The organism is Chitinibacter tainanensis DSM 15459 (assembly GCF_000429785.1).
Classification (GTDB): domain Bacteria; phylum Pseudomonadota; class Gammaproteobacteria; order Burkholderiales; family Chitinibacteraceae; genus Chitinibacter; species Chitinibacter tainanensis.
The window spans coordinates 151,449-171,742 of sequence record NZ_KE386951.1 but is presented as its reverse complement, the minus strand read 5'-3'; the positions used below and the strand labels follow the sequence as shown (position 1 = coordinate 171,742).

The window sequence follows — 20,294 nt, the reverse complement described above, 5'->3', positions numbered from 1 at the left end:
GCTTCGTATCCTTCTTGCTTAAGGAGTTGTTTCGATGAATCACAAATTACTGGCCAGCCTGCTGGCAATCGGTTTTGTAGCCAGCACTCAAGCTGCAGAAATCCCTAAAGGCGTTCAACTGCACGCCACTCAGGAACTGACCCGCACCAATGGTGCCGAGCCTGAAACTCTGGACCCGGCTAACGTGGAAACCGTACCGGCCGCCAATATCGCGATTGATCTGTTTGAAGGTCTGACTGCGATTAATGGCTCAGGCAAAGTGGTACCGGCCGTGGCCGAGAGCTGGAAGCAAACCGATGCGACCACTTGGGTGTTCAAGCTGCGCAAAGATGCCAAATTCAGCAATGGCCAGCCGATCACGGCCGATGATTTTGTGTATGCATTCCGTCGTTTCATCGATCCTAAGCAAGCTTCAAATTACAGCTCGGCATTCGGCGTATTCTTTGCCAATGGTAAAGAAGCAGCTGAAGGCAAAGCACCTACCGATAAACTTGGCGTGCGCGCAATCGACAAAACCACGTTCGAAGTGAAAACCAACGGCCCAGTGGCTTTCCTGCCTGAGCTGCTGGCGAACCCGAACTTCGCACCACTGCACCGCGCAACTGTAGAAAAATTCGGTAAAGACTGGGTGAAACCGGGCAATCTGGTAGGTAACGGCGCTTACGTGCTGAAAGAGTGGAAAGTCAACAGCAAGATGGTGCTGGAGAAAAACCCGAACTACTGGAATGCGAAAAACGTGCAGATCACCAAAGTGAACTATCTGCCGATCGAATCGCAAGATGCCGCGCAAAAACTGTATCTGTCTGGCGAAGCCGACTGGACACTGGAAATCACCCCGAATAGTTTTGCCAAGCTCAAAACCGATTATCCAAAAGAGCTGCGCAACTCGCTCGGCCTGGGTATTCGCTACTACAGCCTTAACAACACCGATCCACTGCTGAAAGACGTACGCGTACGTAAAGCGCTGAATCTGGTGCTGGATCGCGAGTTGCTGGCCAATAAAGTGACTGCCGATGGTCAGCCACCGGTGTACAGCATTATGGTGAATGGCGTAGCCGGTGCTAAATCCGTACCGTACGAGTGGGCGAAATGGCCTATGGCGAAACGCGTGGATGAAGCCAAAAAGCTGTTGGCAGATGCTGGCGTGAAACCAGGCACCAAGCTGACCTTCATCTACAACACCAACGAATACCACAAGAAAATGGCAATTTGGGCCGCTTCTGAGTGGAAATCCAAACTGGGCCTTGATACCCAGCTGGAAAACATGGAATTCAAGGTGCTGGTGAAAAAACGTCATGACGGTGATTATCAAATCGCTCGCAATGGCTGGAGCGCGGATTACAACGACGCGACTTCATTCACCACCTTGGTGGAATGTGGCTCTGACCAGAACGACAACAAAAACTGCAATGCTAAAGCGCAGGAATTGTTCAAACAGGCCGCCGCGACCACGGATGCCGCCAAACGCAGCCAGCTGCTGACCGAAGGCACGCGTCTGGTGATGGAAGACTATCCAGTGATTCCATTGCTGCAATACACCTATCCACGTCTGGTGAAAGCCTATGTGGGTGGTTACGATCAGGCGAACCCAACCGAACGTCGTCGTACGCAAGACCACTACATCATCAAACACTAAGCCTGGCTTAGTGTGGCAACCCCGTCTGCAATGCAGGCGGGGTTTTGTCTTTTGAAAGTGGCAAAACCTAGGGATACCACCTAGCTGTATTCCCTGATGAAGTAAATCTACCTTGCTACGGCGATGTATACCCCTGGTCGCGATCTAGGGATATCCCGTAGGAAGGGCAGTTGGCGCAGCGAGATTTAATCCTGCGCAAAGTGTGGGGCCCGCCAAGCCGTTACAACAGTAGGGTGCCCGCGCGTTGTTGAAGCTGCCTTCGGGCCGTCTTGCCATCGCCATCACGGGATGGATTAACCCGCCTTGCGGGAAACGTTTTTGGAGTTTCACTATGTGGTCTTATGCGCTACGTCGCCTGCTGGCAACGATCCCGACCATGTTGGCGGTGATTACCGTCTGTTATCTGCTTTTGCATGCCACGCCGGGCGGCCCGTTCGATACCGAACGCAAAGTGTCCGAAGCCGTGCTGGCCAATCTGAATGCCAAATACCATCTGGATCTGCCGCTGTGGCAGCAATACCTGTACTACCTCAAAGGCTTGGTACAGGGCGATCTGGGGGCTTCTTTCCGTTATGCCGACTGGTCGGTGAATGAGCTGGTGGCTGCAGCCTTGCCAGTATCGCTGACCATCGGTGGTGTCGCCATGGTGCTGGCGCTGATTATCGGCGTGGCGCTGGGCGTCACCGCCGCGCTGCGGCAGAACAGCATCGTGGATTACTTTGTGATGTTGCTGGGCAATGTCGGCAGTGCCGTGCCATCGTTTGTGATCGGCCCGGTGCTGGTGCTGATTTTTGGCGTGTGGCTCAAATGGCTGCCGGCCGGCGGTTGGCAAGGCTTTCAGCTCACCTATATGGTATTGCCGATTGCGCTGCTTACCGTGATTAATATGGCCACCATTGGCCGGGTGATGCGCGGTAGCCTGATCGAAGTGCTGAACAGTAACTTTATCCGTACCGCCCGCGCCAAAGGCTTGCCGATGCACACCATCATTCGTCGCCATGCGCTCAAACCAGCCATGCTGCCGGTGGTGTCGGTGATGGGCCCGCTGACGATTTCTTCGATTGCCTCGGCGGTCGTGACCGAAACGGTGTTTTCGCTGCCGGGCTTGGGCAAGCTGATTGTGAATGGCGCGTCAAACCGCGATTACACGCTGGTGCTGGGGCTGGTGGTGCTGGTTACCGTTTTTGCTGTGCTGCTAAACCTGATCGTCGATCTGGTGTATGCCGCCCTTGATCCGAAGATTCGCTACTAAGGGGGCCGCCATGAATCAAGAAAAAAACCAAGCTATTTTGCAGGCCGCCGCCGAGGCTGTAGCCGCGCCGCAAATCGCCAGCCGCAGCCCGTGGGCTGATGCGCGCCGCCGCTTTTTACGCAATAAAGCCGCCGTCGTCAGCCTGGTCTTGCTGTCGCTGATTGCACTGGCCTGTATTTTTGGGCCGATGTTCCTGCCGCATCAATTTGATACCACCGACTGGGATGCGATGGGCCTGGCGCCAACCTTGCACAATATGCATCTGTTCGGTACCGATGAAATGGGCCGCGATTTGCTGGTGCGCACGCTGATTGGCGGGCGGATTTCGCTGTTTGTCGGGCTGATGGCCACGCTGGCCTCGGTCACTTTGGGCATTTTGTGGGGCGCCACCGCCGGTTTTCTGGGTGGTCGGGTCGATAGCATCATGATGCGGATCGTGGACATGATGTATGCCGTGCCGTACCTGCTGATCGCCATTCTGATGGTGACGCTGCTGGGCCGCGAGTTTTATCTGGTGGTACTGACCATCACCGTGTTTAGCTGGATGGACATGGCCCGCGTGGTGCGGGGACAAACGTTGTCGCTGAAATCGAAAGAATTCATCGAAGCGGCGCGCTGTATCGGGGTACCGGTGCATAAGCAGATTCTGCGCCATATCGTGCCTAATCTCTTGGGCATCGTGGTGATCTACACGACGATTACTGTGCCGGGCGTGATTTTGACCGAATCGGTGCTGTCTTTCTTGGGGCTTGGGGTGCAAGAGCCGATGACCAGCTGGGGGGTGTTGATTCATGATGGCGCGGCCGTGATGGAAAACACGCCATGGATGTTGCTGTTCCCCGGTGTCATGCTGAGCTTGACGCTGTATTGCGCCAACTACATCGGTGACGGGATGCGCGATGCGCTCGACCCGAAAGATCGCTAAGGAAAGACCATGACATTATTACGAGTGAATAATCTGGGCGTGGATTTTGCCACGCATGATGGCCTGGTTAGCGCGGTGAACGGGGTGTCGTTTGAGCTGGATCGCGGCCAGACCTTGGGCATCGTGGGTGAATCGGGCTCGGGTAAAAGCCAGACCGTGCTGGCCATGATGGGGCTGTTGGCCAAAAACGGCCAGGCCCGCGGCGAAGTGCTGTTTGAAGGGCAAAACCTGCTGGGGATGTCGACGCGCGAGCTTAACCGCATTCGCGGTAATCGCGTGGCGATGATTTTCCAAGACCCGATGACCTCGCTCAACCCGTATCTGACCGTGGAACGGCAGATGACCGAAGTGCTGGAGCTGCACAAAAACATGACCCGCCGCGCGGCTAAAACCCGCGCCATCGAGTTGCTGGAAGCGGTGAAAATCCCTGAAGCAGCGCGCCGCGTGGATATGTATCCGCACGAGTTTTCAGGCGGGATGCGCCAGCGGGTAATGATTGCCATGGCCTTGCTGTGCGAGCCGGAAGTACTGATCGCCGATGAGCCCACTACCGCGCTGGATGTAACGGTGCAGGCGCAGATCATCACCCTGATGCAGGAATTGCAGCGCGATTTCGGCACCGCGATTGTGATGATCACCCACGATCTGGGCGTCGTGGCCGGCCTATGTGACCGGGTGATGGTGATGTACGGTGGCCGCGTGATGGAGCAGGGCAGCGCTGAGCAGATTTTCTACCAGCCTACCCATCCGTATACCGTGGGCCTGTTGGGCGCCTTGCCACGGCTGGATCACGATGGCGATACGCTGGTATCGATTCCCGGTAATCCGCCCAATATGGCGCATATGCCTGCCGGCTGTGCCTTCTGCGAGCGCTGTACGCTGGCTGAGGCTCGCTGCCACAGCGAACGCCCGGCCTTGCAAACGCTGGAAGGCGGCATCTTGCGCGCCTGTCACAAATCATTGGCCGAAGTGAGCCAGCTGAAGGAGATGAGCCATGTCGGTTGAAACCGCAACTGTGGCCGAGCGCCAACCCATCCTGTCAGTGCGCGATCTGAAAGTGCACTTCAAGGTAAAGCACGATAAAGGCTGGCTGCCGTCTACCCGCACGCTCAAAGCCGTGGATGGGATTTCCTTTGATCTGTATGCCGGCGAAACCCTGGGGATCGTCGGCGAATCGGGCTGTGGCAAATCAACCCTGTCGCGCGGCATTTTGAATCTGATTCCGGCCACCGGCGGCGAAATCGTCTGGCTGGGGCGCGAGCTGCACAAAGCCGGCGCCAAAGAATGGCAAGCGGTGCGGCGCGAAGTGCAAATGATCTTCCAGGATCCGCTCGCGTCCTTAGATCCACGCATGACCGTGGCGCAAATCATCGCCGAGCCGCTGCACACGCATTACCCCGAGCTGGGTAAAGACGAAGTGATGCGCCGCGTGCGCGTGATGATGCAGCGTGTGGGCCTGACCGAGCAGCAGATCAACCGCTATCCGCACGAATTCTCGGGTGGCCAATGCCAACGGATCGGTATTGCCCGCGCACTGATTTTGCAGCCCAAGCTGATTATTTGTGACGAGCCGGTGTCGGCGCTGGATGTGTCGATTCAGGCGCAAATTATCAATTTGCTGAAAGAATTGCAGCAGGAAATGGGCTTGGCGCTGATTTTCATCGCCCACGATCTGGCGGTGGTAAAGCATATTTCCGACCGGATTTTGGTGATGTATCTGGGCCGCGAAATGGAGCTGGCTGAAAAACACGCGCTGTACGATCAGCCCAAACATCCGTACACCAAAGCGCTGCTGTCGGCGATACCGATCCCCGACCCTGAGCTGGAGCGCAAGAAAACCATCCAGATCTTGCAGGGGGATTTGCCATCGCCGATCGATCCACCGTCAGGCTGTGTTTTCCGCACCCGTTGCCCGCAAGCCCAGCCGCTGTGCGCCGAGCAGCAACCACAACTGCGCGTGGTGAATGCCCGCACCCAGGTGAGCTGCCTGTTGGCCACTTCGGAGCAAGTGGCCTAAGGCTAGTCGCTATCGGCTAAGCTTGCTCGCTAGCGCGCAAGCTTAGTGCTTGGTGAAGATTGAAAAAACCACCTCAGCCTGCTGAGGTGGTTTTTTATGGCTCAATGCGATTAGCCAGTTGGGCGGTGAGCCGACAGTGCTTTAGCTGATGTCAGTGATTTTGCCGATCAGCCCATCCCAAAATTCGAATTCAGAACGGCCGGAGAAATTGAGAATTTGCCCTTGTTGCAGGCCGTTGGGCAGGTCGCTGGCGACGACGGCGTGAAAGGCGATGTGCGCATGGGCAACGCCATCCCGGATTTCGAATGCTTCAATCCGCTGTTGTCTGGCTGAGAACAGGGCCAGCGATTGCTGGGCCAGCTGTTTGAGTGCCTCAATCCCTTCTGTACTGGCATTGACCACGCCGCCCTCGATGTTTTTAAACTCCACCTGTGCATGCATGCACGAGAGCATGGCATCAATATCCATGCGGTTATAGGCGTCGATATAGCGATCGACCAGTGCGCGAATTTCATTGGGTTGCAATTGGCACCTCCGTGCAGGGCTTGGTAGCGTGAGTGTTTGAGGGTACATCACTGATGCTACACGGGTTTTGCATGGCGTTTTTTGCGTGCACTGAAGGCAATTGCAAGTGCCAATATAGGTGTGGGGCGCGTTTTGTGGTGGGGTCGAGCAAGGTCAATAGTGCCGTGAGAACCGCCGTTATCTCACTCAATTTATCGCTGGCGATGAGTGCAGAACGTACTGGGTATTGCTCTGTAGGCTAATATCATCAACCTTTTTCAGGCAATACCCCTTGGATTACTCAGCAGGTGTCGTCGAGCTTGACCGGGCGCGGGCGGAGACTGCCAGAACCTGCACTGCGCCATTATCAAAGATCACCGGATACGCGCCAAACAGACTGCTCAGCGCCGGATAACGGCCGCGCTCGAAATCGCTGACGTAGATATAGTCCACCTGATATTGCGCCAGTAGCGCGGCGCGGCGCTCTGGGTCTTGGTACATCGCGGCGACATCGTCATGGCGCTGCTTGGTATTCAGGCCATGGAAGAACAAATACGTATCGGTGCCCACCACGATATTGCGGCCGGTGAGGGCGGCAACGGTGTTGTTGTGATTGTCGGCGGTGATAAACATCGCGTTGGCCGGGGTGCGGGCCACAATAAACTCGGCCGCTGCCACATGCGCGCCGCTGTAGGCGTTGTAGTTCGACACCCACTCGCGGGCGAGGGTGAGTGCGCCCGAAATCGTGCCCAGCACCAGGCTGAGGACCAAAATCGCCGCCGCCCACAGATAGCGCTGCTGCTGCCGCCAGCGGCGGTACAGCGTAATGATCAGTGCGCTGGCGGTAATGGTGGCGAACACATACCAGATGTAAAACAGCTTGTTGTTATCGTACAAATTGGGCTGAAAAATCAGCACTTCGGCCACCAGATAAATCAGTGCCGGGCCAAATTGTAGCCAGGCCAAATCGCTATCCAGCAAGCCGCCCAGCTGGCTGCGCCAGCGGCTGTGCGCCAGCAGTACCAAGGCCGCCAGCCAAGCCAGATACACCACGCCGATGTTTTTCAGATAAAACCATAGATAGGGGTCGATTTTAAGTTCGTTCACCCAATTGAGATGCCAGTGCACAAAGCCGCCACCGGCGGTGGCTTGCGGGAAAGTCCAATACAGCAGCTGCCCAATCGCCACGGCAATCGCCGGCAGCCCATACCAGCACCAATCAGCAATCACCGTCAGCCAGTGCTGCCGGCGCACGACTAGATCCACCCCGAGCCAGCCGAGCGAAATCAGGCCAATAGCCATAAACGAGTGGGTATGGATCATCGGCAGCAATCCCACCAAGGCTCCGGCGAGGATACCCCACCCCCGTTTGTCTGCGCCGCTGGCGCGGGTAAAGCGTAGCAAGCTCCACAGTGTAAACAGCGCCACTGACCAGCCAGCCATGGTGGTCCGTTGCGGGATGATCATATCGGCGATCACGTTCGACCAACGGATATTCATCTCATTGTAATTGGTGGGGGTTTTGTAAAACTCGGTCAGAATCTGCCCGAAAGTGTACTCATGCCAGCCAAAGAAATAGATAAACCCCAGCCCGCCATTCAGGAAAAACAGCAGGGTTGCCAGCTCCGTGGCGCGGCTGTCTTTGCTCACCTCTAGCGCCAGCAGCATAAAACACGCCACAATCAGCGCGCACATCAGTAGCGATGGCAGCAATAGTGCCCAGCGCAGCGGTAAGCCCAGCTGCAAGAGTGACGAAGACACCAGATTCACCAGAAACGGATAGCTCAGGCGCTGGCCGGGCAAAATGCTGTAATCGGGTGGGAATACTTGCTGATGCGCCAGCGAGGTCACCATGCCCATATGCATTTGCAGATCGCCAAAAGTGGATTGGCCGACATCCAGACCGGCCGGGCTGGGCTGAATCAGATGGGTGTGCAGCAAATAGGCCATCAGCAGCAGCAAAGGCAGCCCCAGCCACAGTAGGCTGCGTGCTAGGGCTTGATAATCCAGGGCCGGATTAGCCGCCAAGGGCTTGGCATACAAAGCCAAACCCGCCGCCAGCCCGAGCGATAGCGCCAAGCCCAAGCCATGCGCCAGCGGGGTAAAACCCAGCAGAAAAGCAAAGGGCACTGGCGCCCACATCAGCGCGACTGTCGCCAAGACCAATCCCGCAGTGATGCGCACCCAGTGCGGATGCGTAGCCAATAAACGCTGGCTGGCGTATTGCCAGCCGCCCAAATGCAAAATGAAATACAGCAGGGCCAACATGATTTAATCCGATGAAACAGAGGAAGCGGCGCGGAAAGTCCAGCAGCGGTTGCCGATGAAATTCCACACCAGACATAGGGCGGTGGTGAGCAGCTGGGCCGGCCAATAATGCAGCCCCCAGTGGGTAAAGCCGGCCATCAACGCGGTATTGAGCAAGAGCCCAATGCCGGCAATGACATAAAATTTCACCAGCGCGCTGCGGTGGGCGGTCTGCTCGCGCTGGGCCTGAAAGGTAAAGCGGTAATTGAGCGCGTAATTAAGCAAGGAGCTAACGGCATAGCCCACGCCCGAAGCCACGGCCGCGCGCCAGCCTAGCGCCTCGACCCCGAGCCACAAAATGGCGTATTGCAGCAGCGTTGCAACAGCGCCCACCGAGGCGAACGCCCCAAACTGGCGTGCCACAGCGGCCAGTGAAAACCCGCGCATCAATACACCCATCCACGAATAAATAAATAAATCGCCAAGCTTAAGAGCCCGGCCAAGGCGGGCTCCAGCCAGCGCCGGCGCGCGGGCGTGGCCCACATGGCCAAGAGTACCGCTAGCGGAAACAGCACCGACATATAACGCGGGCCGGATAAGAGCCAAGTGGGCGAAAACGAAATCACCGTATACACCAGCGCATAGGCCTGAATACTGGCCGGCAGGCGGCGCCGCCCCCAGGCCAAGAGTGCCAGCGCCCCGGCAAAACAGATTAGCGTGGGCAGCCAGATGCCAAACACCATATTGTGCGTATCGGTGAGCATGCCTTGCCAGATATTGGCGATGTTCTGTGCGAAAAAGCCAAAATCCTGCTGCCAGTTGGTTTTCTGTGCGATGCGAAACTGCCAGGCATTGCCAAAAATATGCTGGTTTAGCCATAGATAGCTGGCAAAGCCGCTGGCGGTGCCGATGAGCGCCAACAGGCGTTGCCACAGCGCAATCTGCTGGCGTTGCCGCCAGGCTTCGATGGCAATTGGCACTAATAATAAAATGCCCTGATTGCGTGTGAGGGCGGCCAGGCCACCCAGCACGGCCACGCTATACCAGTCGCCGCGGCGCAGGCGCCAGATGCAGCTGACGGTTAGCAAGAGAAACAGGCTTTCGGTGTAGGGCGCGCCATAAAAAAAACTAAACGGAAACAGCGCCAGATATAGCACGCTGCGCTGGGCCAGCTCGGCGTCTTGGGTTTCGTCTTCCACCCAGCGATACAGCACCAGAGAGGCCACGGTGAAACACAAAATCGATACCAGCGTGGCGGCAGCAAAAAAGTCGCCAGTCAGCAGCGCACCGAGCCGCACCAGCCACGGGTAAAGCGGATAAAACACGATATGCAGCGGGTTTTGCGGCGCGGCATAGCCAATTTCGGCGAGGGACAAATAATGCGGCGCATCCCATTTGGCCCAAATGTCATCCAGACTTGGCCAGAAGCCCACATATTGGCCGCTCGTACTCATGGCGCTCATATGAAACGCCCAGCCGAGCAAATACACCGCCAGCCGTATGCCCAGCGCCAGCAAGGCAATCTGCAGCAGTGGGTGGCTGCACCAGCGCGACGCGCTAAGCTCGGTTCGGCGGGGTAGACTCATCCGGGCCGAGCGCCATAAGGCTTGCGCGCGGCGGGGGAGTAGGCCACTGGCCTGGGCTAAACGCCAGCCTAAATGCAGGCTCAGTGCCAGCAGCGATAATGAGGCAACAATCGTAATCAGCGTGTGCAGCATGGTGGTGGCTCCAGCAGCAATGGCGCAGAAAAAACCAGCGGGCGCGCCGCTGGTTGCTAGGTAGAAAGGGGCTTATTCCTGCTCGGGAAAGCCCAGACGGTCTTGCACGATATACAGTGGCCGACGTTTGATCTCGTTGTAAGTGCGGCCCACGTATTCACCCAGAATACCGATACACAGCAGCTGTACCCCGCCCAAGAACAGAATCGCCACCATAATCTCGGCCCAACCGGCTACCCAGTTGCTGGTCGTTAAGCGCACGATCAGAGTATTGATAATGCCCACCAGCGCAAAGAACGATGAAATCAAGCCTAGCGTTACCGCCAGCCGCAACGGCTTAGTCGAGAACGACATAATCCCATCGGTGGCAAAGCGCACCATTTTGCGCAGCGGATATTTGCTCTCGCCGGCAAAGCGCTCGGCGCGGCGGTAGGGTAGGGCCACTTGTTTGAAACCTACCCAGCTCACCATGCCGCGAATAAAGCGGTCGCGCTCGGGCATAGTTTTGAGTACATCCACCACTTTGCGATCCATCAGGCGGAAATCACCGGTATCCAGCGGAATCGGCACATCCGACAAACGATTCAGTACCCGGTAAAAGGCGCGCGCGGTAATCAGCTTAAATGCCGATTCGCCCGGGCGGTCGACGCGAGTGCCATACACCACGTGATAACCGGTGCGCCACAGCGCGATCATTTCGCTGATGACCTCGGGCGGATCTTGCAGATCGGCGTCAATCAGCACCACGGCATCGCCGCTGGCGGCGTCAATCCCGGCGGTTACGGCTGTTTGGTGGCCGAAATTGCGCGCAAACCCAACAACGCGGATTTCTGGATTGGCTTGCTGCGCGGCGGTCAGTAATTCGCGGGTGCGATCTTTGCTGCCGTCATCGACAAAAATAAACTCCACCGCCATATCGCTGACGGTTTGGCGAAATTGCGCCAAGCGGCGCAGGGTTTCCCCAATTACTTCTTCCTCGTTGTAACAAGGAATAACCACCGAGAGCAGTTGCTGCATTTTCCATCCTCCATCCGCAGGGCTGGCCGTTCGGCGCAGGCGGCGGTGTTTTTGTAGTGTTGGCTGGTTTAGGTACAAGCCATTTTGGCTTAACCTTACATCATGCCGCCCAGCTTGAAAACCCCGCGGCGGCGGCTTTGTGGGGTGTCTCTCGATAAATGGTATTGCTATGCAAAATGGATGATGCGAATACGCCACAAAGCTTGATAAATAAACGCTTTAGCGCTTGCTGATATTCAAAATGTAATGCTGCTTTGCAGCAATGGCGGCAGGGCTTGTAGTGGCTGGATTTGTAAGAAAACCGCAGTGTGATTTGCACTACTGGGGCAGATGAATGGACTGCGAGGGCCGCGGATCGGCGCTAGTCGTAAGGAAACAGACCCGTTATAGTGCAGCCTTGCCCAAACCCTGTTTTGATCGAGTTTTTGCTATGTCGCTGCCCAGCTTGCGCACCACCGCGTGCAAACAATGGATTTGCCAGTTCTGGCTGCTGTGCCTGTGTGCCTTGCTCGGCGCGCCCGTCTGGGCCAGTGGCGAATTACTGAAAAACGCCAGTGCCGAAGACAGTAGCCCCTCCGGTGGTGCCGCCGGCTGGACTTTCGATCACTGGACGCAGGGCGAGCCTAAAAGCACTGCCAGTCGTGATGAAAGCGTGTTTGTTAGCGGCAAAGCGGCATTGAAAATCAGTCTGCCGCAGGCCGATGACGGCAAGCTGGTGCAAACCGTGCCGGTGAAACCCGACACCTGGTACCGCATCAGCGCCAAGATCAAAACCGAAGGGGTGCCGGCCGATGCCGTGGTCGGGGCCAACCTCAGTATTGTCGATGCGATGGATCATTCGCCCGATCTGAAGGGCGATCAAGACTGGCGCGCAGTGGAAGTGTGGGCCAAATCCGGCCCTGAGCAAAAAGAGATCAAGCTGGCGCTGCGGCTCGGTTTTTATGGCAGCCTGACCACGGGTACGGCCTGGTTTGACGACATCAGCATGAGCGAAGGCACTCCCGGCGAAGGGGCCAAAGTCATCAGCATGACTCCACCTCCCGCTGCGCCTGCCGCGGCGGCGCCGACTGCGAGTACGGGTGGGGTATTGTCTGCAAACGCAATCATGATGATTGTTATTGCGCTATACCTGGTGGGGGCATGGTATTTGCTGCAGCAACGCAATCGTCTGCAAGCGAGTTTTGGCCAGCCGGTGCAAGGCCGCTGGCCGGCGGTGAAATTGGCCCCGGCCTTATTGCTGATTGCCGCGGTGGTGCTCATCAAAGCGTATTGGGCCGGTAGCTACCGCGGGCATTCGTATGATATTGGCACTTTCAGTGCCTGGGCCTTTGATATGTACCAGCGCGGCTTTAGTGGCTTTTACCGGCCGGGCTATTTTGCCGATTATCCTCCCGGCTATATCACTGTGCTGGGTGGGGTGGGGGCGCTGGCCAACTGGTTCTCGTTCGGCTACGACACACCGGCGTTTCTCACGCTGCTGAAAATGCCCTCCATGTTGGCTGATGTGGCTGGCGCGCTGTTTTTGCTGTATGTCGGGCGCAAAGATGAACAAGTACAGCCACTGGCCCTGGTGGCCGCACTGTTGTGGTTGCTCAATCCGCTGGCGATTGTGACCTCGGCCTTCTGGGGGCAGGTGGATAGTATCTTCACACTGATTTTGGCCGCTTCGCTGCTGATGCTGGAGCGCCGGCGCATTTTGCTGGCCGCCGCGCTGTATGCCGTGGCAGTACTGTTTAAACCGCAAGCCTTGCTGGTGGGGCCGATTGCGCTGATCGGTTTGCTGCTGGTGCGTGATGTGCCCCTGCAGCTCAAAGCCGTGGGCGTGGCCGTGGCAACCTTTATTGTGCTTTCGCTACCGTTTACGATTTCGCGTCCACCGCTGTGGATTTTCAGCCTGTATGGCGGCACGCTGGCCAGCTACGACTATCTGACTGTCAACGCGTTTAATCTCTATGCGATTTTTAATGGCAACTGGTTGCCGAACGACACCTTATTCCTGGGAGTGCGGGTTGGGCTGTGGGCTTGGCTGCTAACGCTCTCGGCGCTGGCCGCCGTGCTGTATGGCGTGGTGAAAGGCAAGGGCGAAGGCCGCTATTTGTTTGGCGCGTTTGCGATTTACCTGCTGTTTTTTGTGCTCGGGCCGAAGATGCACGAGCGCTATCTATACCCGGCCGCCTTTATTGGCCTGACCGCGTTTATGGTGATTCGTGATCGGCGTGTGTTCTGGCTGGCGCTGGGCGCGAGCTTAACCACCTTTGTGAATACGCTGGTGACGCTGGATATTCTGGTGCGTTTTAACAGCACCGGCGTACCAAATGACAATGTCTTTATGTTGCTGTGCTCGCTGGCGAATGTGGCCTTGCTGGTGCAGACCTTCCGTGTGGGTTATGCGCTGTTTTTCCGGCAGCAAGTGAATGTGCTGGCTGCGCCAGCGGCAGTCGAGCCCGGCGTCGCTGCAACCGCGGCGCTCGATACGCCGCCTGTGGTTAGCGTGCCGCTGGATCCGCCTTTGGCCCCGGTTAGCCGCCGGGCGTGGCTGGCGCTATTGGGCATTTGTTTGGCTTATAGCGTGGCGGCCTTTACCTATCTGGGCAACCGGCAAGCGCCACAACAATTCTGGAATCCGCCGGCGGCCAGCGATTGGGCGGTGTTTGACTTGGGCCAATTGGCATCCGTAGGGCAGTTGCAGTATCACCATGGTTTGGGTGAAGGCGAATATGCGCTGCAATGGTCGGCCGATGGGCAAAACTGGGTCGCGAGCCCCGGCATTATCGTGAGCAACCGCTTTGCTGAATTGCGCTGGCGCAATCTGGATATCAATCTGCCGGCGCGCTATCTGAAAATTGGCCTCAGCACCGGTGCTTTGCAGCTTAATGAGATTGCCGTGCGCGATCAGCAGAAAGCCCAGCTACCGCTCAAGCAGATTAGCGGCTCAAGCGACGCGGTGGCGCTGATTGATGAGCAAGACAAAACCGTGGCGATCTCCACGGCACTGAATGGTATGTATTTTGACGAGGTCTATCACGCCCGCAGCGCGTGGGAGATTTTGCAAAACATCAATGCCAGCGAAAACACCCACCCGCCGCTGGGCAAAATTATCATCGCCTTGGGCGTGGCGATTTTCGGGATGAATCCGTTTGGTTTCCGCGTGATGGGTACGCTGTTTGGGATTGCGATGCTGCCGGTGTTTTTTGGCTTGTCGCGCCGCTTGTTCCGCAGCGAAAACTTCGCCCTGCTGGCCACGGCCTTGCTGGCGGTGGATTTCATGCACTTTACCCAAACTCGCATCGCCACCATTGATACCTATGGCGTGTTCTTTATCTTGCTTAGCAGCTACTGGATGTTGCGCTTGATGCAGCATCAGCCCGCCGCGCACAACTGGCAGTCGGATCTAAAAGCGCTGTTCCTGTGTGGTTTCACCTTTGGTTTGGGCGCAGCCAGCAAGTGGATTGTGCTGTACCACGGCGTAGGGCTGGCTGGCCTGTATGTGTGGAATCTGTGGCGGCAATGGCAAGTGGCCAAAGAGCTGCCGCCAACGCTGCCGGGGCAACGCAATTACGCTAGCTGGGTGCAGCAGATGGTGCTGTATTCGCTGGTGGCCTTTATTGTGGTGCCGGCCATTGTGTATACGCTGGCGTATATCCCGCTGATGAAAGCTACCGGGGAAGGCATTGCCGGCATGCTGGCCAACCAGACCGGCATGTATCAATACCATAGCCAGCTGAAAGCCACGCATCCGTTCAGCTCGTTCTGGTACGAATGGCCAACCATGGTGAAGCCGATGTGGTACTACGGCGGCAGCGAATGGACGGGGCCGCTGAAAGTGTCCAGCATCAGTGCCTTTGGTAATCCAGTGACTTGGTATCTGGGCTCGCTGGCCTTTGTGCTGGCGCTGGTGTGGCGACTGGCCTATGCCAGCCACGCCGGTTTTGCCCGCCGCTTTGCGCTGAGCCAAGGTCAGCTCTTGGCGCTGGGCTTTATTCTGGCTGCGGGGCTGACGCAATTCCTGCCATGGGCGCTGATTCCACGCAAACTGGTGTTTATCTATCACTTCTTTGCCAGCGTGCCGTTTATTATTCTGGCGCTGGTGTGGTGGCTGCAGCGACTGCAGCTGGATTTCCCGCAGCAAGCCTGGGCCAAATGGCTACCATGGGCAACGGTGGCGGTGGCGACGCTGCTGTTTATCGCGTATTTCCCGGTGATTAGTGGCCTGCCGGTGGCGCGTGGCTGGGTGGAGTGGATCGCCAAAGGCCCGATCACCTTGTATTTCTAAGGCGGCTATTTAGCCAATAAAAAACGGCCCTTGTGGGCCGTTTTTTATTGGGGTATTGCCTGCAATCCTATTGATTTTGAGTGCTGCAGGCCTATACCCTACTTGGCCTTAGCCAAATAGCTTGCCTTTCAGCATATCCAGCCCAGCATTGAGCAAATCATTGCCGGCCGGCAGCTGGCCGTTCGGGGTGAGCTGATCCACCAGTTGCGGCAGCAGGTTGCTGATGGTGCCAGCGGCTTGCTCTGGATCCACGCCCAGTTTGCTCGCCAGATTGGCGACGGTTTCATTGCCCAGCACGGCTTGGATTTGTTCGCTGCTGATCGGCAGGTTTTCCCCGCTGGCGATCCACGATTGGGCGATCTCACCCAGGCCGCCAGATTGGAATTTTTCTACCAGACCACTAACGCCACCGTGCGATTCCAGCAACGATTGCAGCGCCGCGCCTTGTTCGCCTTGCAAAAACTGCCCGGCCAGACTGTCGAATAAACTCATGTGCCAACTCCTTGGGTGAGAATGTAGGCAGATACTATAAGCCAACTTTGACAGCTTGATGTCATCTTTGCGGGGTTTATTAATACCGTCATGGGGTATTCATGTGTATGCATTACGAATAAATGCACTGGTGTATATACCCAGATTAAAGCTCAACGGCAGGCGGAAAAGCGCGGCAAGGCGGCGCGGGCTAGCCTACACTGCAGGCATAGTCGCAGGTGAGTCGAGATGATCAAAAAAATCCCTTCCGATGCCCTGAAAGTCGGCATGTTCATTCATGATCTGAACGTCGACTGGATGAATCACCCCTTTGTTCGCAATCAATTTGCCGTGGCCGATGACAATGTGATCGCCCAGATCATGGCCACCGGCGTGCGCGAAGTGTATATCGATACCGAGCGGGGTCTGGATCTGGCCGATGCGCCCACGGTGGAAGAAGTGAACGCCGAGCTGGACGCCCAGCTGCTCAAATTAGCCGAAGAGCCGCCGCCGATTATCAAAGTCTCATTCGCCGAAGAGCTCACCCGCGCGCGCAAAATCCACAATCAGGCCACAAATGCCGTCAAAACCGTGATGCGCGATATTCGCCTTGGTAAAGCCATCGAGCTTGAGGGCGTGGCGCAGGTGGTGGAAGACATTACCGAATCGGTGCTGCGTAATAGTGGCGCGCTGGTGGGGCTGGGCGGGATTAAAGACAAAGACGAATACACATTTTTGCACTCGGTGAGTGTCTGCACTTTGCTGGTGACTTTTGCCCAATCGCTGGGTATGGATCGGGAAATGATCCGCCTGGCAGGTACGGGCGGGCTATTGCACGACACCGGCAAAATGAAAGTGCCGAATGAAATTTTAAATAAGCCCGGGCGCTTAACCGACGAAGAATTCGCCATTATGCGCACCCACCCCGAAGAGGGCTGGTTAATCCTGAAAGACATCCCGGGCATGGAAGAAATCCCGCTCGAAATTACCCTGCATCACCATGAGCGCATCGATGGTACGGGCTACCCGCACAAACTACCGGGCGATCAGATCAGCCGGATGGCGCAAATGGCGGCAGTGGTGGATGTTTATGACGCAATTACCTCTGATCGTTGTTACCACAAGGGCATGCCGGCGCCGGAAGGCTTGCGTAAGTTATGGGAATGGAGCAAATTCCATTTCAACCCTGAGCTAGTGCAGGCCTTTATGCGCACGGTGGGGATTTATCCGGTGGGGACGCTGGTGAAGCTGGAATCGAGCCGGCTGGGTGTGGTGATTGAGCAAAATGAAGCCTCCATGCTGCAGCCCAAGGTGAAGGTGTTTTTTAGTTTGAAATCGAATACCTACATTCAGCCGGTGCTGGTGGATCTGGCTCGGCCGATGGGCAAGGGCGGGGCGGATAAAATCGTCGGCCACGAAAACCCGGAAAAATGGGGTATCAATATCAGCCGCTTCCTCGGCGAGCAAACCTAAACCGCGGACAGGGCTTTACACAAGGAATCTGCATGTTTGCCGCAGCCGAACTCGGGCACAAACTCGATAAAGAACAATACAAACAAGCCGCCGATCAATTGCGCCAGCAGTTGCTCACCATCCAGTTTCAGCTCAAAGAGCGCGGCGATTTTCCGGTGATTATTCTGCTCGGTGGAGTGCCCACGGCGGGACGCGGGCAGGTGGCCAATTTACTGCTCGAATGGATGGATCCGCGGCATATTGCCACGCATGCCTTTGGCCCTCCGACCGACGAAGAGCAAGCTCGCCCGCCATTCTGGCGCTATTGGCGCGTGTTGCCGCCAAAAGGGCAGATGGCGATTTTATTTGGTGGCTGGTATAGCGGCCCGATGTGGAATGAGCTGCATTTGCAACCAGGCTCGGCCGAATATGAGCACGAATTACTCAAAATCGTCCGGCTAGAAAAAATGCTGGCCGATGAAGGCGCGCTGGTGCTGAAATTCTGGCTGCATCTGCCGCAAGAGCAGCTAAAAAAACGCCTGAAGAAACTCAGTGGCGATGAGCGCACCGCCTGGCGGGTAGATGAAAGCGATCAATGGTTTTTAGAGCATTACGAAGCCATCATGCGCTCGCAACAGGATTTACTCCAGCGCACGAATCTGGCCGATGCGCCGTGGCGGGTGATCGAAAGCTCGGATGAGCGCTACCGTGACATCACGGTCGGTACGCATATTTTGCAGGCCATTCAGCATCATATGGAGCGCGAATCAGTGCGGCAAAAACGGGTGGATGCCGCGCCGCTGATGCCATCGATTGATGGTGTGCGCCTGCTGGATAAAATTGCGCTCGATAGCGATCTGGATAAAGCGCGCTATACCGAAGAGCTGGAAGCCCTGCAGGGGCGGCTCTATCGGCTGACGCGCGAGCCGGCTTTTGCCAAGCATTCGGTAGTATGCGTTTTTGAAGGGATGGATGCGGCCGGTAAAGGCGGCGCCATTCGCCGGATTACCGCTGCGCTGGACGCGCGGCAGTACCGCACGATTCCAATTGCCGCTCCCACCGAAGAAGAGCGCGCACAGCCCTATCTGTGGCGCTTTTGGCGCCATTTACCGCCGCACGGGCAGATCACGCTGTTTGATCGCTCTTGGTATGGCCGGGTGTTGGTCGAGCGGATTGAAGGCTTTGCCAGCCGCGCCGACTGGATGCGTGCCTATGGCGAGATTAATGATTTTGAAGCGCAGATCAGCGCCGCCAATGTCATTGTGGTGAAGTTCTGGCTGGCGATCAGCAATGAAGAGCAGCTGCGGCGCTTTAAAGAGCGCGAAGCGATTGAATACAAGCGCTTCAAAATCACTGCCGAAGACTGGCGCAATCGCGAGAAGTGGGATGCTTATATCGAAGCGGGCAGCGATTTGATCGAGCGCACCGGCACGGCGCTCGCTCCGTGGGAAGTGATTGGCGCCAATAATAAATACCATGCCCGCTTGGCCGTATTGCGCCATTTGTGCGAGCGGATCGAGGCGGCCATTGCGCCGCATAAGAGCAAAAAGAAATAAGCCACTCCATGCGTTTGTCCTATCCGCGGCCGGCATGTATGCCGGCCGTTGGCATTGGCGGCGGCGCTTCACACCACACGCCCCGTAATCCGTTCCCGCTTTAGCAGCCCGCACGGTAGAATAGGCGCTCAACAGGAGGGCCTTGTGGCGGATTGGAGCATCTGGAAAACGCTGGAAGAATGGCGGAGCAAGCGGCATGAGCTTGATCCGGTCTTTGCACGCGCGGGCGTGGCGCCCGAGCTGGAAACCCTAGCGAACCGGATTGCCATTGATCTGCGCCGCTCGCCACCGACCAAGCCTTTGTTGTCAGGTGAGACTGATCGCGATGATAAGGCCATGTCGATGTATTTCGAGGCCTATTACCAGCATTTCGACGAACCTTTGTACAAGGTTGAATCGCTGGTGCGCATGCCCTGGGTGCCCGAGGCAGAGGCCAGTGGCCGCGCGATTTTGGCCGAGGTGGAGCGCATCCGCAAAGAGATGCGCACACATCCGGGTACGCATCCGCCATTCGAGCCGCTGGATCAACTGATTCAGCATTATTTGCGCCTAGATGATCCTGATCTTAATCTGCCCACTGATGTCTTGGCGCAACGGCGCAATCAATTGATCGATATCGCGGGCTATCCGCTCTTGGTGCAGCACACCATCAAAACCCCCTATGACGACAGTATTCCACCTCTGTCGAGCCCGGCGTTTCGCGATCAGTTGCACGAGAAAATGCAGCAATATCTGGATCAGCCGTGGCTGCATTGCCGGGTGATTACTCAATGGTATTTAAGCTTGGCGCTGGATGCGGCGCTGGCGCATAAAAAGCATGATGCCACCGATGATGCGCGCATTCGCAGTATGCTCAAGCGGCGCTGGCCAACGGCGTCGGTGCTGTTTCCCGAGCTTGAGCACATTGATCAGGTTTGGTACTTGCTGCTGGCGCTGGGCGCGATTGTTACATTGCTGATGGAGCTGTGGTGGTTCGCGGTGCCGCTCTTGCTGTGGCTGAATCTGTCGGTGGGCGGGCATCGGCGTGAACATAAAGAAATGGAAACGCGCCGCGCCCAGCTTGTGTCGCGGGCGCAAAGCCTGAAAAAAGCCCGCGATCGCTTTTCGCACCAGCAGCTGCCGCTAGAGCGGTTGGCGCCGATTTTGCGGCAGCTGGATGAGCAGGGCGAGTATTTTGATGATCGCGTTTTCGCGCTGATCGCCCTGCATCAATACACCGGCTAAAG

General features: G+C 56.8%; 15 protein-coding genes. 9 read left to right on the top strand and 6 right to left on the bottom strand.

Annotated features, from left to right (window positions below; all coding sequences use genetic code 11):
• Window positions 1-34: 34 nt before the first annotated feature.
• The 5 genes from G482_RS0110315 to oppF all read left to right on the top strand — a co-directional run bounded on the left by G482_RS0110315 (window position 35) and on the right by oppF (window position 5,830).
• Window positions 35-1,636: a peptide ABC transporter substrate-binding protein gene (locus tag G482_RS0110315; protein WP_028449966.1), complete on the top strand. Its 1,602-nt coding sequence runs from the start codon at window positions 35-37 to the stop codon at window positions 1,634-1,636.
• Window positions 1,637-1,967: 331 nt separating this feature from the next.
• Window positions 1,968-2,888: an oligopeptide ABC transporter permease OppB gene (gene oppB / locus G482_RS0110310; protein ID WP_028449965.1), complete on the top strand. Its 921-nt coding sequence runs from the start codon at window positions 1,968-1,970 to the stop codon at window positions 2,886-2,888.
• A gap of 10 nt (window positions 2,889-2,898) precedes the next feature.
• Window positions 2,899-3,813 carry an ABC transporter permease gene (locus G482_RS0110305; protein WP_028449964.1) on the top strand — a complete coding sequence of 305 codons (915 nt, stop codon included), beginning with the start codon at window positions 2,899-2,901 and terminating at the stop codon, window positions 3,811-3,813.
• 9 nt (window positions 3,814-3,822) lie between these two features.
• A complete protein-coding gene (locus G482_RS0110300; protein WP_028449963.1) occupies window positions 3,823-4,818 on the top strand; it encodes an ABC transporter ATP-binding protein in 996 nt (331 codons plus the stop codon).
• Entirely contained in the window at window positions 4,808-5,830 is a 1,023-nt protein-coding gene (oppF, locus tag G482_RS0110295) for a murein tripeptide/oligopeptide ABC transporter ATP binding protein OppF (protein WP_051258918.1), read from the top strand. The genes G482_RS0110300 and oppF overlap by 11 nt, the downstream gene beginning before the upstream one ends.
• 141 nt (window positions 5,831-5,971) lie before the next feature.
• On the opposite strand, the gene G482_RS0110290 is transcribed toward oppF, so the two are convergent.
• The 5 genes from G482_RS0110290 to G482_RS0110270 all read right to left on the bottom strand — a co-directional run bounded on the left by G482_RS0110290 (window position 5,972) and on the right by G482_RS0110270 (window position 11,316).
• Window positions 5,972-6,355 carry a nuclear transport factor 2 family protein gene (locus G482_RS0110290; protein ID WP_211227603.1) on the bottom strand — a complete coding sequence of 128 codons (384 nt, stop codon included), beginning with the start codon at window positions 6,353-6,355 and terminating at the stop codon, window positions 5,972-5,974.
• Between the two features lie 276 nt (window positions 6,356-6,631).
• Complete coding sequence (locus tag G482_RS0110285) at window positions 6,632-8,602, bottom strand: hypothetical protein (protein WP_051258917.1); 1,971 nt, start codon at window positions 8,600-8,602, stop codon at window positions 6,632-6,634.
• A gap of 3 nt (window positions 8,603-8,605) precedes the next feature.
• Window positions 8,606-9,028: a GtrA family protein gene (locus G482_RS20425; RefSeq protein WP_028449959.1), complete on the bottom strand. Its 423-nt coding sequence runs from the start codon at window positions 9,026-9,028 to the stop codon at window positions 8,606-8,608.
• A complete protein-coding gene (locus G482_RS0110275; protein ID WP_028449958.1) occupies window positions 9,028-10,299 on the bottom strand; it encodes a mannosyltransferase family protein in 1,272 nt (423 codons plus the stop codon). Before G482_RS0110275 ends, G482_RS20425 begins: the two co-directional genes overlap by 1 nt.
• Before the next feature lie 72 nt (window positions 10,300-10,371).
• Window positions 10,372-11,316, bottom strand: coding sequence for a glycosyltransferase family 2 protein (locus G482_RS0110270; protein WP_028449957.1), 945 nt, complete (start codon window positions 11,314-11,316; stop codon window positions 10,372-10,374).
• A gap of 430 nt (window positions 11,317-11,746) precedes the next feature.
• On the opposite strand from G482_RS0110270, the gene G482_RS0110265 reads away from it, so the two are divergent.
• Window positions 11,747-15,589, top strand: a complete 3,843-nt coding sequence (locus G482_RS0110265) for a phospholipid carrier-dependent glycosyltransferase (protein ID WP_028449956.1) — start codon at window positions 11,747-11,749, stop codon at window positions 15,587-15,589.
• A 108-nt stretch (window positions 15,590-15,697) separates the two neighbouring features.
• On the opposite strand, the gene G482_RS0110260 is transcribed toward G482_RS0110265, so the two are convergent.
• Window positions 15,698-16,081 carry a YidB family protein gene (locus G482_RS0110260; RefSeq protein ID WP_028449955.1) on the bottom strand — a complete coding sequence of 128 codons (384 nt, stop codon included), beginning with the start codon at window positions 16,079-16,081 and terminating at the stop codon, window positions 15,698-15,700.
• Between the two features lie 228 nt (window positions 16,082-16,309).
• On the opposite strand from G482_RS0110260, the gene G482_RS0110255 reads away from it, so the two are divergent.
• The 3 genes from G482_RS0110255 to G482_RS0110245 all read left to right on the top strand — a co-directional run bounded on the left by G482_RS0110255 (window position 16,310) and on the right by G482_RS0110245 (window position 20,292).
• On the top strand, window positions 16,310-17,533 hold the full coding sequence (locus G482_RS0110255) for an HD-GYP domain-containing protein (RefSeq protein ID WP_028449954.1): 1,224 nt from the start codon (window positions 16,310-16,312) through the stop codon (window positions 17,531-17,533).
• A 32-nt stretch (window positions 17,534-17,565) separates the two neighbouring features.
• A complete protein-coding gene (gene pap, locus G482_RS0110250; RefSeq protein ID WP_028449953.1) occupies window positions 17,566-19,068 on the top strand; it encodes a polyphosphate:AMP phosphotransferase in 1,503 nt (500 codons plus the stop codon).
• A 144-nt stretch (window positions 19,069-19,212) separates the two neighbouring features.
• The gene (locus G482_RS0110245; RefSeq protein ID WP_028449952.1) at window positions 19,213-20,292 is read left to right on the top strand and encodes a hypothetical protein; all 1,080 of its coding nucleotides are present in this window, start codon (window positions 19,213-19,215) and stop codon (window positions 20,290-20,292) included.
• Window positions 20,293-20,294: the final 2 nt, after the last annotated feature.